Genomic DNA, 22,983 nt, shown 5'->3' with positions numbered 1-22,983 from the left:
TTTATGTCCATTAATGACCCTCATTAAGTGATACAATTTTAAAAAACAATACAAAGGATTGTTGTATGAGCACTTTGATTCAATCGACAGAGCCTGTTGCAAGTCAACATTCGAACACGCCAGCAAACACGAAAGCACAGTCATTAGGTAATAATGCACACGATGTAAAGTTGAAAAAAGAGCGTCTAAATAGCCCTGTGACGCGTGAGTATATTGCCGAATTATTTGAGTCGCCGTTGATGGACTTGCTGTTGCAAGCGCAAACAGTACATCGTCAGCACTTTACCGCCAATGAGGTACAGATAAGTACCTTACTATCGATAAAAACTGGTAATTGTCCGGAAGACTGCGGATATTGCTCACAGTCTGGTCACTATAGAGATAAGACCAAACTGCAAGCAGAAAAGAGACTTGAGATCGACAAAGTCCTTGCGGCGGCCAAACAAGCGAAAGCCTCTGGTTCCTCTCGATTTTGTATGGGTGCGGCTTGGAAACATCCAAGTGCCAAAGACATGCCCTATATTGCTAGCCTTATTAAGGAAGTCAAAGCACTTGGCCTTGAGACCTGTATGACCTTAGGTATGTTGACGGCTGAACAATCACAGCAGTTAGCGGATGCAGGACTTGATTACTACAATCATAACTTGGACACCTCGCGCCGCTATTACGATCAAGTGGTTAGCACGCGCAGCTATGATGATCGCCTGCAAACTATTGAGAATGTACGTCAGTCGGGTATAAATGTCTGTAGCGGCAGTATCGTTGGCATGGGCGAGAGTCGCGAAGATCGTATTGACTGGGTTTATGAGTTGACCAGTATGCCAATACCGCCTGAGTCCATACCCGTTAACTTACTGGTACCCATTCAGGGTACACCGCTTGGTGACAAGGTGTTAAAAGAGGGTCAACTGCCTGTCTTAGAATGGATACGCACTATAGCGGTAACTCGTATCTGCTGCCCAGAAAGCTATGTACGACTCTCAGCAGGCCGCGAAAGTCTCTCAGACTCAGAACAGGCATTAGCATTTATGGCAGGGGCTAACTCATTTTTCTATGGGGATAAGCTGCTAACGACGGGTAATGCCAGCCAATCTAATGACGACCGATTAATGCAGATGTTAGGACTTAAAGCAACTGAGCCGAAGCCTGGATTGACCGTCATTGATGCCTCAACTGGTCATCAAAGTTTTGTTTGATTTAAAATGAATTTATTTATAGCACTATAAAAAGTAACGACTTAAAAGGCAGTTATATGGCGGAATATTTTAATTGGATAAAGGCGGCGCACGTCATATCGATGGTGTGCTGGTTTGCGGCTATATTCTATTTACCCAGACTGTTTGTTTATCATGCTATGAGTAAAGACACCATTAGCCAACAACGCTTTGTGGTTATGGAGCGAAAGTTGTATCGGGGCATTATGACCCCCGCTATGATTGCGACATGGGTGTTTGGTATTTGGATGTTGGTATTAGGATGGGATGCTTATAAAACTCAAGGTTGGCTGCATGCTAAGCTGTTTTTAGTGGTTCTCTTGTCTGCCTATCATGGTATGTGCGGCGCTTATCGCAACAAGCTCGCTGAAAATCCTCAGCACAAGACGCATGTTTTTTGGCGCTGGTTTAATGAAGTGCCAGTATTTATTTTAATTGCGGTCGTTATACTGGTTATCGTTAAGCCATTTTAAGAGATTATTGAAAAGCTTAGGGCGTGTGGAACATTCGCAAATTAGCACTGCTGATAGCTAAAATCGTTCCAGACTAGGCGCAAACTGACGCTAATGTCTAGACCTTGGCTAGGTTTGTAACAACGTCTGAGGCGATTTTAGTATCAGCCCTGAGAACGGATTAAGCAAAGCACTGCTTTGCCCGTTCGCAAGGCGAGAGCTATGCTCGAGTGAGGGCGGGACTCTTTTTTGCCAATATATGGCAGCTTTTGAAAATTTAGGGTTCTAACTTAGAATGACTAAGCGTCAAAATTTTCACTGCATATTGACTAAAAAATAGTCTCCGCCAGTGCCATGGTCGAATGTTCCACACGCCCTAGTCTATACTTTTGCAGGTATAAAAAAACATAAATTCGCATTATATATGCCGCTCTTAGCGACAGCTCTTAAATCCGTAAACCAAACTTTACTTACCTTTTTTTAAAGTCAGGCTTTAAAAACTAGGCCGCATTATATTATAAGTATGAGACACGTCATAGACCTTATAGCGTGCTGGCTCATGACGATGCTCACCAGCATAGCTTAAGATTAACGCTTGATTGCGGCTCCGATCAAGCCAGCCTACAAATAATCCACTATGCTCAATGTCATTGTAGCTGTGGTTGACATAATATAGCCAATCCCCAGGCTGAATCTCATTCGTATCGACAAATGGCCCTGTGGGATACTCTCCCTTGAAGACGGTATGACGCGTTACCCCTGCTCTGTTAAAAGCGGCATTTAGATAATCCCAACATGATCCTTTAATAATTTCTTTATTATCTAGAGCCATTTGCCGTACAGTTTGCAATACTTTTTTGCTAGCAGGGGCAGCGCTTTGCTCAGCTTGATATAACGTATCTATATGGTCAGGGTCGATATTAGGGGCAGTCGCATAGCTTTGATAAAAGTTTGAATTGTGTGAGAAGGTCACTGAAAAGGGAGTGTTCGAGACGGCATTGTCCGAATCGGGAGAAGTCTGATGTACGGGAGGGTTCGATACGTTGGCTGAATGTTCAAATACTTGACTCTTTAAGGTAATCAAGTCGCTCAATTCATCTGCACGTCCCGCAGAACTCATCATTAAACACAGCAAAACAGAGCTCAATAGCGAGAGTTTTTTTCGATATTTTAACGTAAGAGATTGACCGTTAGCGTTATACATTGAGTCTAAAGTGGACACATCCATTTGATGCTCCTAGGTATCATCGTTATTGTCATTATTTTATTATTAAAGAGAACATTTTTAGCGGGTATTCTATCGTTCAAAAACTACTTTATTCTATAATTCAAAAACGACTTAGCGTCTAAAGATTAGCACTAAATAAGTACTGTTAAATAAGTAACTATAATCATAACTTAATTCAAATACAAACTTTAAAGTGAATAAAAACTTAACCGTGGGTTTCGATTCACTACACCACACGCTACATAATATGCCTACTATAATAATATAATAAATGTTTGAGTATAAAAACTAGCTACCTAAAAATAAATTGCCCAAAACGTTATCCGCTAAGATAGTCGATTTTAAAAAATACCGTTTAAGACGACTGCATCTTAATATTAGCATTACGTTTGCTTAGCTGCTGACCTTGCAATATGGCTTGCATCACTTGTGCTTCTTTTTCCGTTTCAAAACCGGATACGATGCACTTATTGTTACCTTCAGCATCAGAGATAATCAGCTCTTTGGCATTGAGGCGAATGACATCGTTACTCATGACAACAATACGCTGCGTTTTACCTAGGTAGTTATGCTCAAACATGCCAGGGTGAACTTTTAATAGGCCACTACTGATGTGGTGCTTTACGTCCTTTTTTTGCTGATTGCGCATTTTATTAAAAACAAAACTAAACACCACCAATACGGCCAGCGCCCCGATGGCTAACCGTTCTGGCAATAGACTCATCGCCATCGCCACACCTATCGCACCAAACAGAAGCGCCACAGCAAACCAAAATACCCCATCTCCAAAGCCTTGGGCCTTACCAGATAGGCTGATATTTGCTCCATTTTCAGTAACTTGTAGCATAGTAGACCTATTTAGACATCAACAGTAATGACGTATGATATAAAGATGCTAATCACGCTACGACTACCACCCTAACGCCGTTTGTTGTAGTTTCACCAATTCAGCAATGCCTTTTTCTGCCATGGCTAACATTTTATCTGCTTCTTCACGCGTAAAGGGTTTTTCTTCAGCGGTACCCTGAATCTCAATATACTCGCCCTTTTGGGTCATTACCACATTAAGATCAGTATCACAGCTTGAGTCTTCATCATAGTTCAAATCGAGTAATATTTCACCATTTTTGACACCCACTGAGACAGCAGCGACGAGACCAACTAGAGGATCTGATTTAATTTTTTTCTTAGCTTGTAAGGTCTCTAAAGCATCGATTAAAGCAATGGCAGCACCTGTAATACTTGCTGTTCTGGTTCCGCCATCCGCTTGAATCACGTCACAATCAAGATAAATCGTGTTTTCACCCAGTTTATTTAGGTCCACCATAGCGCGTAAACTACGCCCAATTAATCGTTGAATCTCTTGAGTGCGTCCAGATTGTTTGCCTCGAGCCGCTTCACGTTGGTTGCGGGTATTGGTTGCGCGTGGCAACATACCATATTCAGCCGTTACCCAGCCTTGACCTTTACCTTTTAACCAACGTGGTACCCCATTTTCGACACTGGCGGTACACAATACTTTGGTTTCCCCAAAGCAAACCAGCACGGATCCTTCAGCATGTTTGGTATAGTGACGTTCAAAAGTGACGGCACGCAGTTGATCAAGCTCTCGGTTATCTATACGCATTACTTAGTATTATCCTTTATTGATTGTTGATTGAGTGATTATTAGTAATTTATTGAATGTTCAGTGACTAAAGCCTGTCGACGTTGATTTAAATTAAGGCCTGTAGATATCGTATCTTGTAGAAGTTTCAATAGCAAGGCAAACCAATTGCTTAAACTTAAGACTTTTAAAATAAACCGCTTAATGAATGACACTTAAAGAGAAGGGCTTAGAAAAGCTCTTTAAACAGCTATTCAAAGAGAAGACTCTTAACCATAAGGCATTTAAACAAAAGGGGCTGAAATTAGCCCCTTTGTTGATATTGAATGCTCTTTTTACCTTAAAGTATCCCAAGCTACTTTGACGGTTTTATTTAAGCGTGTTTAGGCTATTTCGTTTACCAATAGAGTGTGCTTAATCTAAGCCTTCCATTTTACGTAACTCTTTACGCAAAATCTTACCAACATTAGATTTTGGCAACTCATCTACAAATTCGACATGACGTGGACGTTTGTAGCCAGTTAATTGCTTTTTACCATAATCTAGTAGCTCTTGTTCGGTCACTTGTTTGCCAGGTTTTTTCACCACAAATATCTTCGGCTCTTCGCCACGCTCTTCACTCGACACACCGATTGCACCTACTTCTAATACAGCAGGATGTTCCGCTATTGCCTCTTCGATTTCATTAGGATAAACGTTAAATCCAGACACTAAGATCATGTCTTTTTTACGGTCGACAATTTTAATGAAGCCTTTTTCATCCATGATACCGATATCACCCGTTTTGAAATAACCGTCTTCGGTAAAGGTGTTTTTAGTTTCTTCAGGGCGGTTTTGATAGCCCACCATGACTTGTGGACCTTTAACACAGATCTCACCGCGCTCCCCGATCGGCATCACATTTCCATCATCATCAATTAAGATCACATCGGTATCTGGAGCAGGAACCCCAATTTTCGCAGTAAACTCTGAAATATTCATCGGATTAAAGCTGACGACAGGTGATGTCTCTGATAAGCCATATCCTTCAACAATAGGCAGGCCTGTGGCTTCATGCCAAGCTTTTGCGACACTAGGCAATACAGACATCCCACCACCAATAGACGCTTTGAGATTAGAGAAGTCTAAATTTTTAAATTTCTCATGATGTACTAAGCCATTAAATAAGGTATTCACTGAAGGAATATACGCAGGCTTATATTTATCCATCTCTTTAATCAAGCCATCAAGGTCACGAGGGTTAGGAATTAACAACCCCGTACAGCCTTTGTACATCGCATACATACCGCATACCATAAATGAAAAGACATGGTACAACGGCAACGCAGTGAGAATCACTTCACTCTCTGAAGACTCTCCAAACGCAGCACTGATCACAGCGTTAATCTGCAACATATTAGCGATCAAGTTACCATGCGTTAGCATCGCGCCTTTTGCCACACCAGTTGTACCGCCAGTATATTGTAGTAGCGCCACGTGACTTTGATCCAACTCAGGACGCTTATACTCATGTGCAGATACTGATTCTAAAGCCTTTTTAAATTGAACACTGTCTGGTAGTGAGTAGCTGGGTACCATTTTCTTAACATGGCGAACCACCATGTTGACTGCAAACCCTTTGACGAAGCCTAACATATCGCCCATATTACAGACGATAACATGCTCTACATCACCTTTATCATTGACATCTTCGTAAGTTTTCGCGAAGTTCTCAACAACGAAGATAGCCTTAGCGCCACTGTCATGAATTTGATGCTCAAGCTCACGGCTAGTATACAGCGGATTAACATTGACTAAGATCATGCCAGCACGTAACACCCCAAGCGCCACAATAGGATATTGCAACACGTTTGGCATCATGACTGCCACTTTGTCACCCACTGTTAAACCTAGTGACTGTAAGTAGGCAGCTATCTGACGGCTGTAGGTATCAAGCTGTCGATACGTAATCGATGCCCCCATACAAAGGTAAGCATCACGACTACCATAACGCGCAAAGTTTCGCTCAAACACCTCAAGAAGTGATGTATCGTCAGCTGGTTTCTCGATATGAGCCGCCAGTCCATAACGATCATATGACTCCAACCAAGGGCGATCATTAGGAATATCTGGATAGTGAGGGTAAGTGCCGTGAAGTTCGCTTTTGTTATTTTGGTTGGAAGGGGTTGCAGCTGTTGTCATGTAATTACCTGTCGTGTTAATAGTGAAACAATAAAGTAAAGAGTTGAGTGATTGACTATCTATAAGTGACTATATATTCTATAAGTGACTATATATAAAGGTAAAGAGTCTATAAAAGTAAAGAATTCTAGCAAATTATTGTCTTAGTTAACGTTATTTATATGTCACTTTAGGATTTGTTTGACCCTAAAATACAATTTAACGTTCTTTTAATCTGTTGTTTGCTTATATCATCCCACACACTGTATGAGATAAAGAACGTCATAAATTTCATACATAAATTTTTTACCAAAAAAGGGACACGGCATGATGCGCGTATCCCTTTCACTGTTAATCGTATCCTTTAGAACGTTTTAATTGTACTCGTTAACCACGCAAACATAAAGTATGAGATTTATATTAGGGTTATATCATGTCAATGAATGGTTAGCTTTTACATGATACTCTAAAACAATTAACCTTCAGCAGCTTCCATAGCACGCAAGTCTTTACGTAAGATTTTGCCCACATTTGATTTCGGTAACTCATCGACAAACTCAACATGGCGAGGACGCTTATAACCAGTTAAGTGCTCTTTGGCATAGGCCATGACCTCCTCTTCCGTTAAGCTTGGATCACTACGTACGATAAATATCTTAGGAACTTCACCACTTTTATCGCTATGTACACCGATAACGCCACATTCTAAGATCTTTGGATGACCTGACATGACATCTTCAACTTCGTTAGGATAAACATTGAAGCCTGAAACGATGATCATGTCTTTTTTACGATCCACAATTTTAAAGTAGCCGTCTTCATCCATCACCCCGATATCACCGGTACGGAAATACCCATCTGGAGTCATGACTTCAGCAGTGGCATCTTCTCGTTTCCAGTAGCCTTTCATCACCTGAGGGCCACGGACACAAATCTCGCCACGCTCCCCAATGGCTACTTCATTACCCTCTTCGTCTATGATGGCCATATCCGTAGCAGGGAATGGTACGCCGATATTTCCTGGGAACTCATCAAGTCCCATAGGGTTAGCAGATGCGACAGGCGAGGTCTCTGACAGACCATAGCCTTGAACAATGACATTGCCTGTGCCTTTTTTCCATTTATCAGCCGTATCTTTAAGCACTGCCATACCACCGCCCATAGACATCTCAAGCTTGCTATGGTCCAGTACTCTAAAGTGCTCGCTATTAATCAAACCGTTAAATAACGTATTAACCGCAGGGAAGAACGCAGGCGGATAGTCTTTATACGCTTTAATTAAGCTCTTACCATCGCGCGGATTTGGCACCAGCGAGTTAATCGCCCCTTTTCGCAGACCATACATGCCGCAGACGGTAAATGAGAAAATATGGTATAAAGGCAGAGCCGTCATAATAACCGGCTGCTCATTTAATTCTTCATATTTATCAAACGCTCCACCAATATAGGTGTCCGCTTGGATTAAGTTGGCCACTAAGTTGCTATGGGTAAGCATGGCGCCTTTGGCAACCCCTGTGGTACCACCGGTATACTGCAATACCGCAACGTCTTCTAACCCTATATCGGTCGGTCGGGTATAGGATTTACTAGCGCCAATTTTTAGGGCTTGTTTGAAGGTTAAGCTACCCGGAATACTATAAGACGGTACCATCTTTTTCACGTGACGCACCACGTTATTAACAATAAAACCCTTGAGAGGACTCATTAAGTCACCCATCGAGGCAATAACCACATGATCGACGACTTTTTTTCCAATATCAGCGTACGTTTTAGCGAAGTTCTCTAAGATAATCAGCGCTTTGGTCTCAGAATCTACTAGCTGATGCTCAAGCTCATGTGTGGTATATAGAGGGTTGACATTGACCAAAATCAAGCCGGCACGTAGGATGGCTAAAATTGCCACTGGGGTTTGTAAAATATTTGGCATCATGACCGCAACTTTGTCGCCTTTTTTTAGGCCAAGTGACTGCAAATAAGCGGCCATCTGTTTGCTATAGCGATCTAAGTCATCATAAGATAACTCTTGATTCATACACACAAATGAGATTCTACCCGTGTGGTTTTCGAAGTTTTCTTCTAGAATATCGATCAGTGAGGTGTCGGCAGGTGGCATTTCAATATCGTATTGCATACCTAGCTTTTCATAGGTTTTAAGCCAAGGTCTATCATTACGGCGAAACTGACTGTCTTGATTTTCCATAATCTTTGGAACTCCTAAAATTGGGTCTAATGGAATAAACTAACCTGCTAATTCTTATTTAAATAAATGTACATTACCCGTGAAATACTGCCTATCAAATTGTAGCCGTTAGAGTGAAGCTGTGAAAAAAGCAGTAAAAAAACAGTTTAATAACTGCCAGATAACGGTTATACAATTTTAAAACACAGAGGGGTTCGTATTTTTATCTAAAATACACTATTTAACGGGTTTATGACAACTGTAAAGTGCATAAATAAAGTAGATAGAAGCCTATAATGGTCAGATAGACTTACCATACTACAGGATAACCTACAGATAGACCTAGCATCTTGTTGCACAGATCATAAGGACTTTATCAATTTTGTACGACATCAGTTGACGTATTAAGTCAAGATTAGGAATATCATGCCTTTTTTATTGCGTTAATATCCGTTAGGATAAGCTACCCTAAATTATATTTCTAACGTTGTACTGATTTAACCCTCAATGACTTATAAACTAAGCACATATGATACTTAACATTAAGGTCAATGAATGACCTTTTTTTAAATAGCACTGACATGACCTAACATCTAATACTGTAAAATTTCAAATTTTATCAAGAAACAGCGTTAACAAAACACCCACTTTATAATCGACAAGGCAACATCATTTATTATGTCTGATATATCAAACCCTCCCCCTACCGCCATCGTTATCCCAAACGAGGCAATGGACACCCGATCAGTCGCAGAATTTACTGAGCAAGCGTATCTCAACTACGCCATGTACGTGATTATGGATCGGGCACTGCCGCATATTGCCGATGGCTTAAAGCCGGTACAGCGCCGTATCATTTATGCCATGAGTGAGCTTGGTCTTAAGTCGACGACCAAACCCAAAAAATCTGCCCGTACCGTCGGTGATGTGCTGGGTAAATACCACCCCCATGGTGACACCGCCTGTTATGAGGCCATGGTATTAATGGCGCAGCCGTTTAGCTATCGCTATCCACTGATTACAGGTCAAGGTAACTGGGGTAGCCCTGATGATCCCAAATCGTTTGCGGCTATGCGCTACACGGAAGCAAAAATGTCGGCATATGCCAACACCTTACTGGCTGAGTTGGGTCAAGGCACTGTAGACTGGCAAGATAACTTTGACGGCTCTATGCAAGAGCCAGTCACACTTCCTGCCCGTCTTCCTAATATTATGCTGAATGGCACCACAGGTATCGCCGTAGGTATGGCGACCGACATTCCCCCGCATAACCTCAATGAAGTGGTGCGCGCGGCGATTCGTCTGCTTAAAAATCCTGAGCTGTCAGTCAAGCAGCTAACTCAGTCTATTCCAGCCCCTGACTTGCCTACCAAAGCCGAAATCATTACCTCCAAAAAAGACTTGCAGCAAATATATGAGACCGGCCGTGGCAGTTATAAGATGCGCGCGGTGTATCACGTCGATAAACAACAGAAAAATCTAGTTATCATCGATGCCCTGCCCTATCAAGTGTCGGGTAATAAGATCCAAGAACAAATTGCTAAGCTGATGATGGATAAAAAGCTACCTTGGGTAGTCGATATCCATGATGAGTCCGATCATGAAAACTTCTGCCGAATCGTGTTAGAGCTACGCTCAACTCGTGTCGATGTCGATAGAGTCATGAGTCATCTGTTTGCGAGCACCGAGCTTGAGAGCAATTATCGGGTCAATATGAATATGATCGGTCTTGATGGCCGACCACAAGTCAAAAATCTAAAAGGTATCTTAAGCGAATGGTTGGTCAGTCGCCGTGATGTGGTCACCCGTCGCTTACAATACCGTTTGGATAAAATAGACAAGCGCTTGCATATCTTGGCCGGTCTACTGATTGCTTATCTGCATATTGATGAGGTCATTCGTATTATCCGCGAAGAAGATGATCCCAAGATGGAGCTGATGACTCGCTATGACCTGACTGAGATTCAGGCCAATGCTATTTTAGACATTCGCTTGCGTCAATTAGCGCGACTAGAAGAGATTGAGCTCCGCAGCGAAAAAGAGGCGCTTGAAGCCGAACGTCAGAAAATCCAAGAGCTACTCGATAACCGCGATAGCTTGACCGCCTTGATGATTGAAGAACTTGAAGCGGACATGAAAGAGCATGGCAATGATCGTATGTCGCCAGTGGTAGAGCGTGGCGAGGCCACGGCGTTAAAAGAGTCTGACCTAGTTCCTAGTGAGCCGATTACTGCGATTTTGTCCAAAGCTGGCTGGATTCGTGCTGCCAAAGGTCATGATGTCGATGCCGCTGGTATGAGCTATCGTTCAGGTGACAGCTATCAAGCGCATGTTCAGGGTAAGTCTAATGAGAAAATCTATATCATGGACAGCACAGGACGCAGCTATAGCATTGAGGCGCATACGTTAGCATCTGCGCGCGGTCAAGGCGACCCACTCACCAGCGTACTAAAACCTGCCGCTGGCGCAAGCTTTGAGCAGCTACTTGCCGGTGACGAAGATCAACGTATTATCCTAGCCAGCTCAGAGGGCTATGGCTTTATTAATACACTGGGCAACTTAGACACCAACCAAAAAGCAGGCAAAAACATCATCAACTTCGATGCCGATGCCAAGTTACTCAAAGTACCGTATATCGATGTTAAATCAAGCGAGGACACGCAAGCCGCTGACAGTGATGACAACCAGCCTGAACCCTTAGTGCAAGATCAAATTGCCGTCGTGACCTCAGCGGGCTATCTTCTGATTTTCCCAATCGATGAGTTGCCAGAACAACAACGGGGTAAAGGCAATAAGCTGATTAATCTCAAGAAAGACGAAGAAGTGATCGCCGTGATACCGCTGCATCATGACGACAGCCTAACCGTCACCGCTGGTAAGCGTCATGTGACCTTAAAGCCAATCGACTTAGCCAACTACACTGGTAAGCGTGGCAATCGGGGCAGTCAGTTGCCCAGAGGTTTTCAAAATGTGACAGAGATTGAGGTATCGGAATAAACGTCGCTGATGGGCTATCACAATTTAATCAGATTACCTCATTCTCAACTTTTGACTGTATTTAAACCAACATGGCTTAAACTTTTAAATTCAAACAACTTTTTAAGAGACTGTATGTATGTGGTTTATTTCTCGTGTTATGCTCTTAAATACGTGCTTAAGTATAAAAACGATGGTGGTGGGTGGAAGTCTATTAAGTACACTTATACTTGCCGCCTGTACGCCCTCCACAGAGGAAGCAAGCAAAGACAACAGCTTAACGAACAATCCGTATACTCAGCAAGCAGATAGCGTTTCAACAGCAGCGACGCCAAGCAATCCAGACCAAGTACAAGACGAGGATGGCATAACTGTCACTGATGGCGCCCAGCAGATCATGGATGACACACTCGTCGAACCAAAAGTATGGCAACCGAATGTCAGTCAACAGTTTATTGGCATGTCAGAGCACGACCAACGTCTGGCCTCTGCTCTTCCAGAGATTCCTTATAACGTCGATAACCTATCTGACATGGCAGTGGCTGTAAATTCAGCCGTCTGGACGCCAGAGGCGCCACTTGATGAGGCGCTGGTGATAAAAATTCAGGCATTACTTAACTATAACCATAATAGCATCGGTGCTGTGGATGGGCGGTATGGTAAAAACGTCATCAAAGCGATAGAAGTCTTTCAAGAAAGTCACGACCTTGAGCCGACCGGTACGATGACCCCCGAAACTTGGGACTTCCTGACCCGTGATAGTACTCTGGCATCACAGCCAGTATTGGTCAATTATCAATTGACAGTTGACGATGTTACATTGGATCATAACCCCAAAGGCCAGCAGTTCCGGAGTGTCCTTGAGGCCATGGGAGAGAAGTTTCATATGAGTCAAGGGTTAATTCTGCGACTTAACCCAAATACTGAGCTGAAAGCGGGCAATACTATCTTGGTCTATAACCCCTATCAGCCCAATACCACGCCTGTCTATCGAGTCGTTGCTAATAAGCAAAAAAATCTACTGTATGCCTATGATATCAATGATGAATTGGTCGCCAGCTACCCCACTTCGATGGGCAGTAGCTACAAACCCTCTCCAAATGGCGAATACAAGGTCATCAGTCGTATCAAAAATCCCACGTATAACCGGGACTTTAAAAATGAAAAAAGTGTATTGCCACCTGGGCCGAATAACCCCGTTGGCCGCGTCTGGATCGCCATTAATAAACCCAGCTATGGGATTCATGGCTCTCCTGACCCTGAAAGAATTAGCCGTCAACACTCCTCGGGATGTGTGCGCTTGACGAACTGGGATGCTTTGGGGTTATACGGTACTATCGAGGAAGGTGCTAAGGTTGAGTTTCTTTAAGCTTTAATTTTGGTTGGTTACAAACGTTTAAATCAACCATCAACTCCTCTTAATTTGAGCGGTTTATCATGCCCTTTACCTTCTCTCATCCTGCCATTGTTCTACCTTTAAAAGATATTTTAGGGCGTAGAGTTTCATTGACGGGACTTATTATTGGCAGTTTAACGCCAGATTTTGAATATTTCTTGCGCATGCGTATTCACAGTGAATATAGCCATACGTTACTAGGCGCACTATGGTTTAACCTACCATTGGGCGTTGCTTTGTGTTTTATTTTTCATTGTATTATCAAATACCCTTTAATAGACAACTCTCCTAAATTTATTCAATCAAGATTGACCGAATTAAAAGATGCTACTTGGCCCTCTTACTTCAAATCACATTGGTTGATTGTCTGTGTCTCTATTCTTATTGGTGCCTACTCGCATATTCTTTGGGATTCATTCACCCACCCGCACGCTTTTTTTAGCAGTTACTTTGAGCTGCAACGACCTTTGTTAAATACAGGCATCCCTATCTCTAAGTTTTTGCAGCACTTTAGTACCGTCATTGGCGCACTCATTATCAGTATTTATTTCTTTAGAATAAAGCCCACCTCAAAAACCTACCTTAAACCTAAGATAAGCTTTTGGGTGTCTATTATTATCTTAGCATCACTAATTATGAGCGTTAGAGTGGCTATAGGATTGCAATGGTTTGAATATGGGAACATTATTGTGAGTGGAATAATGTCAGGTATGGTGTCGCTAACTATCGTTAGTTTGTGGACTCAAATAACAAGATATCGTATCTTTTAAAAATTGATAAAAAGTATTCAATAAAGGGATACTTTCGAAAATAAGTCCATCGCTATTTTCATTAGAGGGGTACTTTCGAAAATAAGTCGATTGCTATTTTCAATTGAGGGGGTCTTTCGAAAATATAAGAGTTTCTATTTTCGAAAGCTAGTCCTAATCAAAATAAAATAATAACTAAGAAAACTGGCGTAGCGTGCGGTGTAGCGCAGCGTAACCCACGGTTTAGACAAGTGTAACGCTAAATATTAATCTTAGGTGCGATTTAAGCTAGGTATAAGTAGACGAAGCGAATCCCATGATTTAGATAAAGTAAATGCACTCTACCCTAACAAGGCTGTTTAGCCTCGATTGAAGTGGATATACTGCTTGGCAAGACGAGTTGTCGATGCTTGATAGGGGTTGGCTCACGAAGTAAGAGACAACCCCTATCTTAGCAGCTGCCTCGTCTAGACAAGCAGATAGTAACGAAAAGCGAGATCAGCTACTAAAGAGAACGCACTTCCCTCCAACTCTACACAATTTCGTTATCACACGCCTTGCCATGGTAGAAGTTATATAGGTTTTGTAGGGCGTATTCGACCATGTTATCGACCGCAATATCAGTATAAAACGCATAATGCGGGGTGAATAAGACGTTTGGCATATTAATCATACCAAGGAACATGGGATCTGGAATAATACTATTAGTGTGGTCTCTGTGCACAATGCCGACTTCTTTTTCGTATACATCGCCAGCGTAGCCCTTGATAGCTCCAGTCTTCAGTACATCTATCAGTGCTGACGTATCTACCAATTCGCCCCTTGCTGTATTGACTAATATGGCGTCTTTTTTCATCAGTGCTAATTTTTCTGCATCGATGAGGTGATGCGTCTCTTTGGTATAAGGGCAATGCAAGGCGATGATATCCGCCTCTTTTAATAGCGCGTCTAATTCGACGTATTCGACGATATCTTTGGCCTCAGGGTTTTCATAAACATCATGGGCAATGACACGCTTGCAAACGCCTGAGAATATACTGGCTGTAGTGAGTCCAATACGACCTGTGCCAATCACGCCCACCGTTTGAAAGCGCATTTCTTGTCCGATTAGACCCGCTAAGCTGTAGTTTTGCGCTTGAATACGTTTTAAGGCTCGCGGTAGATTACGTAGCATGGTAAAGGCAAGCGTTAAAGTGAACTCGGCAACCGCATAAGGGGAATAGCGGGCGACATTAGCGACTTTTATCCCAAGCTCTTTTGCAGTGTCTATATCAATATTGTTGAAGCCTGCAGCGCGTGATGAGATATATTTCACACCGTACTTGTGAATAATCTCTAGCGTCTCTTTATTTACTTTGTCATTGCCTAAAAAGGTAACAGCATCATGACCTTTGACTTGATCGGCGTTGTCTGGAGTTAGCATGTCTTTGACAATAGTGAGCTCAATATCCAATGATTCGCTATGTTTTTTGAGGCTGGCCTCTTCATCTGGACGCACGCTATAAGCGATAACTTTCATCATTTTTCCTTGTTGTGTGGTTATATGTTTTGATTTGGATGTTTGTTTTTATTATTTGGAGTTCAGAATTTGACTCTTAAAACTTGACTGTTTTTTGACTGGTTATTGTTATAGGACTTACGTAAAAATACGATTTTATGGCTTTAAAGGCAACTGGTTATTATTTATGGAGCGTCTGGCTCTACCTTCAGAGGATTCATAAATAATAACCAGTTGCCATAATATCTACTCGTGCGTAAGTCCTATGCTATTTATTCAAATTTAATCTCGTAGTTTTTGTCATTCAGAATAGGAATGACTTTTGTAAATAATATTTTAAAGACAACACCCAACACGATAGGGACAACGATAAATGCAAGCGTAATGATAATGATATTATGCAAACTAGCGCCGCCTTCCATCGTATTGAATGCCGATATCGGACCGATAAACCCTGCAAAGCCAAAGCCTGCACTAATAGTCGTGCCTGATATGCCAAAAATACCCGCCATAGCGCCTAATACAGCGGCATTTAAAATGACTGGCAGGGCGATAATAGGCTTGTTTACAAAGTTTGCCATCTGAATTTTGGGTGAGCCTAAAAAGTGTGCAAAAGAGGTACCAAGTGAGTTCACTTGCCAGCCCATGATTGCAAGCCCAAAACCCGCTGCGGTAATCCCTAAATTGGCCGCACCTGAGCCCACCCCAGCTAAACCAATGGCAACGGCGATACCCACCGTAGATACGGGCGACATCATGAGTAGAGAAAATAAAATAGCAATGGTAACGCCCATTAATACGGGCTGTAGTGTGGTTAAGGTTTGGACAAAATGTCCAATTAATGTGGTGATTCCTTTTATAAAAGGTAGGGTTACTAACCCTAAACCACCAGCCACTAGGATGACGATAATAGGAATCAGTAAGATGGTATAGGCTTTTAAACGATTGCCACAGAGGATAACAACCAATGAGGCAATGGCGGCAGTAATACCGGCATTGATCACATCGCCGGTGCCTGACACGACAAATCCACCGCTGTCCGACACTGTGGCGACACCAGATCCGATAACCGTCGCAATCCCGATCGAACTGGTTTGAATCGGGGTAAACTTAAATGACATGCCAATACACACCCCGATAACCATCGGTAATAGCGACATGGCCAGTGTGACCATTGTTAAGACATTTTGTGCATAAGCAAAGTGCGGTATCAAGGCTTGACTGAGATTGCCCAATATTGCCCAAGGTATCAAGGCAACCACAATACCTGTACTCATCCCGACTAAAACATCATTGATAAACTCTTTGGGAGTTATGGATTTTTTGTCATTCATAAATTAACCTTTATCATGCCTATTACATTGTAAAAAAGTCGTAAAAATAAGGCTTAGTCGTCCTTGTAAATGAAGTTTAACTAATGATAAATACAGCTTTTTATAGTTAAATATTTCATTCTCAGTATGGATTTATAGTCAAAGAACTCTAAAATGGTTACAAGGCAACCGAGTGCAAGTACTACTGGAGTAGGCTTAACGAGGTTAACGCCGTAACCGTTTAGTAGTTCGCTGACTATAATTTTTTGAGAGTTGATCGATAGTTACTATAATAACTCTGGTATGTGACTAAATTTGTTCAATTTACTTACTGATAACAATCAAATAAAAATAATCAGCAAAAAAATAGCTAGGATCAAAATCCTAGCTAGATAAGAGGTACGCTAATATTAATATCAAAACGACGTAGTAGAAGCTGGGCTAGTAAATTTTATTAAAACTACTGGCTAAATTAATACCGCTTAACCAGCAACTTTGCGATAAAGCCATTGACCTAATTTATTAAACCCAAGAATAATGCCCAATATAATTAAGCTACTTACAATGAAGACAGCCCAGTCTGGCAATGGACTTAACCAACCGATGCTAAACTGTAGATTGAGGAAGGCTTCCGTGGGCCACTCTGAAAACGGGGTATTGTTACCCGAGTTTAAGATCGTCAAAAATATAAGATAGCCTATAAAACCAAATACGGCTCCAAACAGATTTTGCTTAGTCATATTTTTCATATTATTTAGTCTCTTTGACTGAATTTGATATCTTAAGCTATCAACTCTACAATAAAAGTAGTTCAAAATAAATCAAAAGCCCTATAAATCAAAAACCCCTTATCGCTATTAAGCGATTAGGAGTACGTTTTCAACAACAAGCTATGCGAACTATGCGGCAAACTAGCAAAGCAGTAATCTATCAAAGCAGTAATCTAGCAAAGGACCAAAAATTTTACTGACGCAGTCCTAGAATAGGAATCACTAAATCCTCTTCATCGGTTAAATGTTGAGACAGAAAGTCAGTGCCGCTTACTAAGTTTTTATGTAAGCGCTCGGCAAGCCCTTTATCCTCATTGTCCGCTTTCACAAGCTCGTCATTTAGCGCCAGCAAATCATCCAGTAACGCATCGAGCTTGACATGGTCACGCTCCAATATCTCAAAGCCTCTTTTAAGTTGAGGATAAGAGCTCACAAAGTCAGGAAAGAAACCATGGTCTTCGACACTGTGATGCTGATGTAGCTTCAAGACATGCATACTAATACGCTGCAATACTTGCGAGCGATAATTATCCCAATTAAGCGCGCCCATTAAATGCTCTTCTGTTAGCTGCTTTAAAATACGCTGGCGCTTACGAATGTTGGTATGAACATTAAGCCAACCCGACGTTTTGTAAGCATAATCGGAGGAGTACCATTGATTTGGCGGTAGTTTCTCATAAAGAAATAACCAATCAGGGTCCAATCGACTTTCAGGATGTCGAGGGGTTGCAGTGACCTTGTTCTCTTCATTCTTATTTATGTTCGTATTTTCAGTTGCGCTGTCCACAAGTCACCTCCTTAACGAAGCACTATTTGAGGTTACACCCGTTTTGACTAAACCTTAAGGTATATAACACTCACTATTATTTACTCAATCCAAATTATTTAATAAATCTAAATATATCGAATTATAACTGTAGAATTTATATGAGGTTTATCCGATCATTATCAAGGTTTTAACGGCGTTGATTTGTATAGGGCATGTTGGTGAATACAACCTATTCATTAATGATATTTACTTTAATACTTGTAAATACTCCTTCCTGAAGCCTCATATTTTCTCGCAAACACTTATAGTTAATCTAGGTCTAGTTCACGCCAAATATCAGTAAATATCGCTTCTAAATTGGCTCGCATCTCTAACGTCAGCTTGGTACATAAATGGCGTAGACCATGCACCTGTACCCCTGCCACTTCAGTATAAGCATAATAGTCTTCCATTTTACCCATTAAAGGCAGCTTTCTGATGATTATCTCACTACCGTCACCATATTGCTCTAAGAAACGATCAAAGGAGCGCCAACCCATACAAATAATATGCTTAGGATTGATGTGTTCAATATCCAATCGAGTCAGGGCATGATGCTCAAGTTGCATATCTTCAGGCAATTCGGATAATTGGGCTTGCAACACCGCTTCTTTGGGCGCAGCAAAATAGGACACGAAGCTGGTCTCAGCACAGCGCTCTAATCGCTTAATATCGCCTGCACATACCACATCGACAATACGCTTGGCATAGCGACTGCCTCTTGCAACATCGGCAATGTACTTACAAGGTATCGCTTCAAAATCCTTTACCACAGCTTGAGCTCGGCGCGCATCAATATCGCCCCAGTCTTCTCGATTACTGTGTCCAGGATTGATGCTCACAAACAATATATCTGGATTCAGGATTTTACCGCTAATAAAGTTACCGGTATAACATAAGGGGTCGTCACCAAGTATTAAATTAGCGCGCGCCACAAACTCGTTGATCCGTTGCTGTTTGCTGTCAAAGTAAGCATTGGTCATAGACGTTCTACCTTATCATTTAAAAAGCACTTTAATTGGACAGCACCTTATTCAAGGAGCACTTTGATTATATATCTAGGTCGCTTTCTCTTCCTTGAGCATTGATGCGGCGCTGTTCCTGACGTTGATAACGAAGACCAGAACCTGCATACCAGCGTGCTTTATTTTTCTGTAATAAATCGCTAAGACTATGTAGCTGTGCCTGTAAGGTTTGAGTCAGCCAAAAGTAGCCTTGCCATTCAAAATCTAATTGGTGAATACTTGGATAATCGGATACTTGAATACGGGTGATAGGTCGAAACATTTCATCACTGGGGCTTCTTAAGACAGCCGCCATATGGCGCATAGCTTGTGTTAACTCGGAGTGATAATGCGCCAGTAAGATACGATTATCCCCATCAATAGGGTGCTGGTTAAGTGTTGGAGCAGCGCTTAATAATAAGTCGATAGAGCCAATAATATTTCGATGCGTACGCTGGATTTGATCAAGGGTTTGTTTGTCGATACCTGTCTCATTAGCAGTGGCAGCGATATGGGCACGTACTTTTAATAGGCGTTGGTTCATCTTTTTAAGACGTTGCACCATATCGTCATTTACGAGACTACCTATAGTGGTATCACTTAGCTCGCCTATTGACGTAATGGTTGTGGCACCAAGATCTACTCTCGATTCTCGGCTGGAGGTTAAGTGATGATCGGCTAAGTCTTCTTTTTCTATAGAAGCCGCCTTGATAGTCGGCGCTAAAGCTTCTATTGAAGGTGGGTGAAGCTGCTGCTTATCGTTAGGTTCTTGAACATGCAGCCCTACTCCATCATATACTTGCGCGCAGGCTTCAAGATTATTAGCTAACAAAAAACGCCACATCAAGGTGGATTTAAGCGGCAAAATAATGGTCGCTACCACCGATATCAGTGTGCCAATAATGACGTTCAACGCACGGTATAGCCCATCTTCACCGACATTACTGGTACTTGAGATAATCATGCACATAGTGATGCCTGTCAGCATGCCGATATAGCCCAGTTGGCGAATGGCATAATAGCCAATGATGGCACTCACCACCCCTATCACTAAATAATATAGCCATTGTTCACTTAGCAAATTATGGTTTAAAAATAATAACACCAGTCCGATAACGATACCGAGAGCGGTGCCAGCAATCCGCTCAATCGCCTTGGTATATATCGCCCCTTGATATTGAAGTAACCCCAAAATGATAAAGACGGTAATGGTCGTCCACTCACCATGCGGTAATTCCGTCACTTGGTTGATAAATAACGCCGTTACGACGGCTAAACCAATGCGAATGGCATGCAGCAAATCTGCATTTTGGTAACGGGCATAGGGCTCGATAAAAGGGGCAGCCAGACGTTGTTTTAGAGACTTATTTTCCACAATTTATTATTTCCAAAAGCATTTTTAGACAGCCATTTTTTAGACACACGGTTTTAATCACTCGGTTTTCAAAAGCAGTTTCTACAAAAACAAAGCCACTTTTGGATAGTATATTTGGATAGTATAAACGTATGGATTTAAGATTGCCCTATAACCCTCAGCACACTTACTTAAAATTTTTATGATGAACAATTAATTCATAGTCACGAATATCGTCAAATATTTCAATATCCGCTGGCGTGTCGCTGGTCTTTATTACACTCATATCGCCCGTCGTCTCCATCACCATAGCAAATACTTCAGACTTAGATTTGATGCCATTTTTTCGCAGCACTTCTTGCAAATCATTTTTCGACATTTTGGCTTCTTTAATATTGTCCCAATTAAACTCACCATGCGCCATCAACACGATAGGTTGATTGTCCACCAGCTTTCTAAAGGCGGTTGATTTGCGGCGTATTACTGAAATACACCCTTGTAATACGAACAAAATCGCAATCGCCAGCAGACCTTTTAACAATGCAGGCGACTTCGACAAAACAGTAGACGCCAAAATACTACCCATAGCAACGGTCATCGCAAAGTCATAGCTCGACAACTTAGCAAAGCTACGTAGCCCCATCAATTTAGAGTAAAGAATAATAGCGAGGTAGACCACAAATGCTGACAGCACCACCGCCAGAGCAACCTCCCAATCTATAAATAACCACTTTGACCAATCCATATTTTTCCTCAAATTTGAACAGACTTTAAATGTTAAACAAACTCTAATCTTTATCGGTATAGGGTAACATTATCAACCTAGTGAACTCTTTAACAGTCCTAGTGCTATTTTGTAGTCATGTGTCACGCATTAATATTATTAGCAGATGATAACTATTTTCACTATTCACTGTTAGCTGTTCACTGTCTACTCTTGTTGCTCCCACCATGCCGAGGTAGGTAAGTTGTCTAAATCAAAAACTTGCCCAATCAGTGGCGTGGCAAGCTTAACTCTTTCCGCCTCAGGCTGAGCGCTATTGTAAGCATGAATAGCCGAAGTAATGCGTCTCACAGGTTCTCGCCAATGATGGGTCGACAAATCAAACTTACCCCAATGTATAGGCAGTATCACTTTGGCTTGCACATCAATACCCGCTTGAGCAGACTCCTCTGGCAGCATATGCACCTCTCGCCAGCGCTCGTTATAAGCGCCATCTTCAATAAAAGCAATATCAAAGCCCCCAAAGCGCTCCCCAATCTTCGCAAACTCTTCAGAATAGCCACCATCACCACTAAAATATACCGACAGCTCAGGCGACTGTACCGCCCAACTGCCCCATAACGTCTCACGGTGTCCCGTAATGCCTCGACCGCTAAAATGGCGACTGGGGGCAAACGTAATCGTAATATCTTGACCTTCGCTCCCAGCTATCTGCGTACTGTCATACCAATCATATTCACTAACCCTTGACTCCGCCACACCCCAACGAAGCAGATGTGCCTTTACGCCCAAAGGCACATAGAACTGGCCGACCTTATCCTTCATTTGCTTGATGGCTTTATGATCTAGGTGGTCATAATGATCATGCGAAATAAGTACCGCATCGATATAAGGTAAGTCGTCAACGCTAGGGATATGCGTCATATCAAAAGGCTTGGCGCCAATAGGAATAGGTGATGCTCGATGAAAAACAGGATCAGTAATCAGGGTTTTGCCCGCGGTTTTAAACAGTACCGTAGAATGACCTAGCCACACAAGCTCACCGTTTTTTAAAGTGGTGTTCGCAGCACTATCTTTTTCAACGTTTAAAGCACTTTTAGAATGGTCTTTTAAATCGGAAGAATTAGCGATTAAATTTAAGGGTATTGTATTGATCGGTTGACTGGGATTTTTACCTTGTGGCGGAAATAAAAGCGTCCCAATCACACTGCCATTTTGAGCAGACTCGCCTTTAAGGACACCCGAAAAATCAACCGTACTGGCCTGCGTTTGGGTGAGATTAACAAACGTCTCACCATTAAAATTTGGTGACGATTGAATACGAGACTGGCTATCGGAATCCGGCTTACCCCCAAACGTTGGCGCGAACTTTAAAAATAAAACCGTTAAAATAACCAGGATAATGATAATAATCACCAACCACTTAGCAATCAATAAGAAGATATGCATAACAGGAAAATCCAACCGTAGAGTGTGTGTAGTGCGTTATACTAAGGTATCTAAAACAGTCATCTTCAAAGCATAGCTTGACCAATGATTACTTGAGAGTTCA

At 41.9% G+C, this 22,983-nt stretch carries 18 protein-coding genes; 5 read left to right on the top strand and 13 right to left on the bottom strand.

Annotated features, from left to right (window positions below; genetic code table 11):
• The first annotated feature begins 65 nt into the window (after positions 1-65).
• Positions 66-1,196 (top strand): biotin synthase BioB, encoded by a 1,131-nt coding sequence (gene bioB / locus AC2SLT_RS02070; RefSeq protein WP_486545787.1) that lies wholly within the window; start codon positions 66-68, stop codon positions 1,194-1,196.
• A 56-nt stretch (positions 1,197-1,252) separates the two neighbouring features.
• On the top strand, positions 1,253-1,687 hold the full coding sequence (gene hemJ / locus AC2SLT_RS02065; RefSeq protein ID WP_486545786.1) for a protoporphyrinogen oxidase HemJ: 435 nt from the start codon (positions 1,253-1,255) through the stop codon (positions 1,685-1,687).
• Between the two features lie 472 nt (positions 1,688-2,159).
• On the opposite strand, the gene AC2SLT_RS02060 is transcribed toward hemJ, so the two are convergent.
• The 5 genes from AC2SLT_RS02060 to AC2SLT_RS02040 form a co-directional block, all read right to left on the bottom strand.
• Positions 2,160-2,894: a hypothetical protein gene (locus AC2SLT_RS02060; RefSeq protein ID WP_486545784.1), complete on the bottom strand. Its 735-nt coding sequence runs from the start codon at positions 2,892-2,894 to the stop codon at positions 2,160-2,162.
• Between the two features lie 355 nt (positions 2,895-3,249).
• Positions 3,250-3,741, bottom strand: coding sequence for a hypothetical protein (locus AC2SLT_RS02055; RefSeq protein ID WP_486545783.1), 492 nt, complete (start codon positions 3,739-3,741; stop codon positions 3,250-3,252).
• Between the two features lie 63 nt (positions 3,742-3,804).
• Entirely contained in the window at positions 3,805-4,521 is a 717-nt protein-coding gene (gene rph / locus AC2SLT_RS02050; protein WP_486545782.1) for a ribonuclease PH, read from the bottom strand.
• Between the two features lie 393 nt (positions 4,522-4,914).
• Entirely contained in the window at positions 4,915-6,681 is a 1,767-nt protein-coding gene (locus AC2SLT_RS02045; RefSeq protein WP_486545781.1) for an AMP-binding protein, read from the bottom strand.
• A gap of 454 nt (positions 6,682-7,135) precedes the next feature.
• Positions 7,136-8,860 carry an AMP-binding protein gene (locus tag AC2SLT_RS02040; protein ID WP_486545780.1) on the bottom strand — a complete coding sequence of 575 codons (1,725 nt, stop codon included), beginning with the start codon at positions 8,858-8,860 and terminating at the stop codon, positions 7,136-7,138.
• 657 nt (positions 8,861-9,517) lie between these two features.
• Here AC2SLT_RS02040 and parC point away from each other — a divergent pair.
• The 3 genes from parC to AC2SLT_RS02025 all read left to right on the top strand — a co-directional run bounded on the left by parC (position 9,518) and on the right by AC2SLT_RS02025 (position 13,981).
• Positions 9,518-11,836, top strand: a complete 2,319-nt coding sequence (gene parC / locus AC2SLT_RS02035) for a DNA topoisomerase IV subunit A (RefSeq protein WP_486545778.1) — start codon at positions 9,518-9,520, stop codon at positions 11,834-11,836.
• 118 nt (positions 11,837-11,954) lie between these two features.
• Positions 11,955-13,184 carry a L,D-transpeptidase family protein gene (locus AC2SLT_RS02030; RefSeq protein WP_486545776.1) on the top strand — a complete coding sequence of 410 codons (1,230 nt, stop codon included), beginning with the start codon at positions 11,955-11,957 and terminating at the stop codon, positions 13,182-13,184.
• 68 nt (positions 13,185-13,252) lie between these two features.
• The gene (locus AC2SLT_RS02025; RefSeq protein WP_486545774.1) at positions 13,253-13,981 is read left to right on the top strand and encodes a DUF4184 family protein; all 729 of its coding nucleotides are present in this window, start codon (positions 13,253-13,255) and stop codon (positions 13,979-13,981) included.
• Between the two features lie 511 nt (positions 13,982-14,492).
• On the opposite strand, the gene AC2SLT_RS02020 is transcribed toward AC2SLT_RS02025, so the two are convergent.
• From AC2SLT_RS02020 to AC2SLT_RS01985, 8 genes are all read right to left on the bottom strand, one after another.
• Complete coding sequence (locus AC2SLT_RS02020) at positions 14,493-15,482, bottom strand: NAD(P)-dependent oxidoreductase (RefSeq protein WP_486545773.1); 990 nt, start codon at positions 15,480-15,482, stop codon at positions 14,493-14,495.
• A 248-nt stretch (positions 15,483-15,730) separates the two neighbouring features.
• A complete protein-coding gene (locus tag AC2SLT_RS02015) occupies positions 15,731-16,792 on the bottom strand; it encodes a PTS sugar transporter subunit IIC (RefSeq protein ID WP_486545771.1) in 1,062 nt (353 codons plus the stop codon).
• Positions 16,793-17,253: 461 nt separating this feature from the next.
• Positions 17,254-17,520, bottom strand: coding sequence for a hypothetical protein (locus AC2SLT_RS02010; RefSeq protein WP_486545770.1), 267 nt, complete (start codon positions 17,518-17,520; stop codon positions 17,254-17,256).
• A gap of 214 nt (positions 17,521-17,734) precedes the next feature.
• Positions 17,735-18,328, bottom strand: coding sequence for a hemerythrin domain-containing protein (locus AC2SLT_RS02005; protein ID WP_486545769.1), 594 nt, complete (start codon positions 18,326-18,328; stop codon positions 17,735-17,737).
• Positions 18,329-18,618: 290 nt separating this feature from the next.
• Positions 18,619-19,332 (bottom strand): hypothetical protein, encoded by a 714-nt coding sequence (locus AC2SLT_RS02000; RefSeq protein WP_486545767.1) that lies wholly within the window; start codon positions 19,330-19,332, stop codon positions 18,619-18,621.
• 67 nt (positions 19,333-19,399) lie between these two features.
• Positions 19,400-20,728, bottom strand: a complete 1,329-nt coding sequence (locus tag AC2SLT_RS01995; protein WP_486545765.1) for an FUSC family protein — start codon at positions 20,726-20,728, stop codon at positions 19,400-19,402.
• Between the two features lie 166 nt (positions 20,729-20,894).
• A complete protein-coding gene (locus tag AC2SLT_RS01990) occupies positions 20,895-21,452 on the bottom strand; it encodes a DUF421 domain-containing protein (protein WP_486545764.1) in 558 nt (185 codons plus the stop codon).
• A gap of 186 nt (positions 21,453-21,638) precedes the next feature.
• Positions 21,639-22,880, bottom strand: coding sequence for an MBL fold metallo-hydrolase (locus AC2SLT_RS01985; RefSeq protein ID WP_486545762.1), 1,242 nt, complete (start codon positions 22,878-22,880; stop codon positions 21,639-21,641).
• Positions 22,881-22,983 lie beyond the last annotated feature (103 nt).

This window comes from Psychrobacter sp. CX18 (genome assembly GCF_057396215.1).
Note: the sequence above shows the minus strand (reverse complement) of the source record. Positions and strands in the feature narration are given on the sequence as shown.